This is a genomic window from Sporolactobacillus putidus, assembly GCF_014647035.1.
In the GTDB taxonomy this organism is placed as follows: Bacteria; Bacillota; Bacilli; order Bacillales; family Sporolactobacillaceae; genus Sporolactobacillus; species Sporolactobacillus putidus.
On the sequence record NZ_BMOK01000032.1, the window covers coordinates 1 to 1,478 of the forward strand.

Below are 1,478 nucleotides of genomic sequence, written 5' to 3' on the forward strand. Positions count from 1 at the left end.
CTCTCTTTACCACAAATTGAGGAGAAAAATCGCCAGGGGTTATCGTGTTTCCAGTTTACCCTGTTCCGTGGCGATTGACCAGTGCCATGCTAAAATTTATTGATTCTGTTTTCGTGTCGTTCCGTCCCTGTTTCCATAGATTCGCTACTTTCAAGTGGTTTGTTGTTCTGATTACCGGATTGATGATTCGCTCCGACCGTCTTGGCGTCACATCAATCATCCGCGACCTGTCCCTCAGCCCGCGTTGCTACGAGAAGCTGATTCACTTTTTCCGTTCGTCCGCCTGGTCACTGGATGCGCTGCGTCAGAAATGGCTGCGTATTGTCCTCCAGCGTGCACCACTCCAGCGCGAAGGCAACGCTGTGATTTTAGTTGGTGACGGGGTGAAGCAGGCAAAGGAGGCTCGTTTCATGCCCGGCGTGAAAAAACTGTTCCAGGAGTCTGAAGATGTGTCCAAAGCCCGGTTCATCTTCGGCCATCTCTGGGGCGCTGTTGGGGTTCTGATTGGAAAATCCGGCAAAACTTTTTGTCTGCCTCTATTCCTCAATCTTCAGGACGGCGTGAAGAAGCTATTCAGCTGGAACGAACCTGACGAACGTCAGGAGTCTCACGTGGTCCAGATGATCGACCAGGGTTTCGCGGCATCCAGGATTCTGGGCCGGGCCCTGTTTCTCCTTGATCGCTATTTTCTGTCGGTTCCTGCACTCCAGCGCCTGAATCAGCGGAATTTGGAAGGGACGACCCGGCTGGATCTGGTGACCAAGGCCAAGACTTCGTGCGTCGCCTATGAGCTTCCGGTTCAGACAGGGCGACGAGGACGACCACGGAAAAAAGGGGCAAGCCGTAAACTGAAAACGCTGTTTGTTACTCAGGCCCAAGCGTTTAAAACAGTAACGGTCCGACTCTACGGCAAGGAGGAAACAGTGTCCTATTTATGCCGAGATCTGCTCTGGGGCCAGGGGCTGTACCAGGAATTACGCTTCGTGCTCGTCACGATGGGTGAACGCCAGTCGATTCTGGTGAGCACCGACCGAGCACTGGCTCCGGAAGCGATCATCCGGCTCTATGGCCGGCGCTTCACGACCGAAACCACGTTTCGGACGCTGAAACAGTCCCTCGGTGCCTTCGCCTATCATTTCTGGAGCCGGTCGATGCCGAAACTGAAACGCGTGCTCAAAAAAGGTGAAGCCCAGCCCCTGGATCAGATCACCGAGACCGGCGATCGAGAACGGATCCTTCAAACTGTGAAAGCCATGGAGGGCTACATGATGTGCAGCTGCATCGCCCTGGGTCTGCTTCAAATGATTGCCTTGCGCGATTCCAGCCGAGTTTCGGGTCTGTTTTTCCGCTATCTGAGGACCCCATCAAAAGGCGTGGTGTCTGAAGCAACGGTGATGGCTTATTTACGCCGATCGATTTTTCACCTGTTTGCCCGAAATCCGCATTTATCCGTAACGCAAATAATTCAGGAAAAGCAG

At 53.4% G+C, this 1,478-nt stretch carries 1 protein-coding gene; it reads left to right on the forward strand.

Annotation, left to right across the window (positions count from 1 at the left end; translation table 11 throughout):
• Positions 1 to 86: 86 nt before the first annotated feature.
• On the forward strand, positions 87 to 1,478 hold a 1,392-nt coding region (locus IEX81_RS16460), incomplete at its 3' end, for a transposase (protein WP_188805336.1).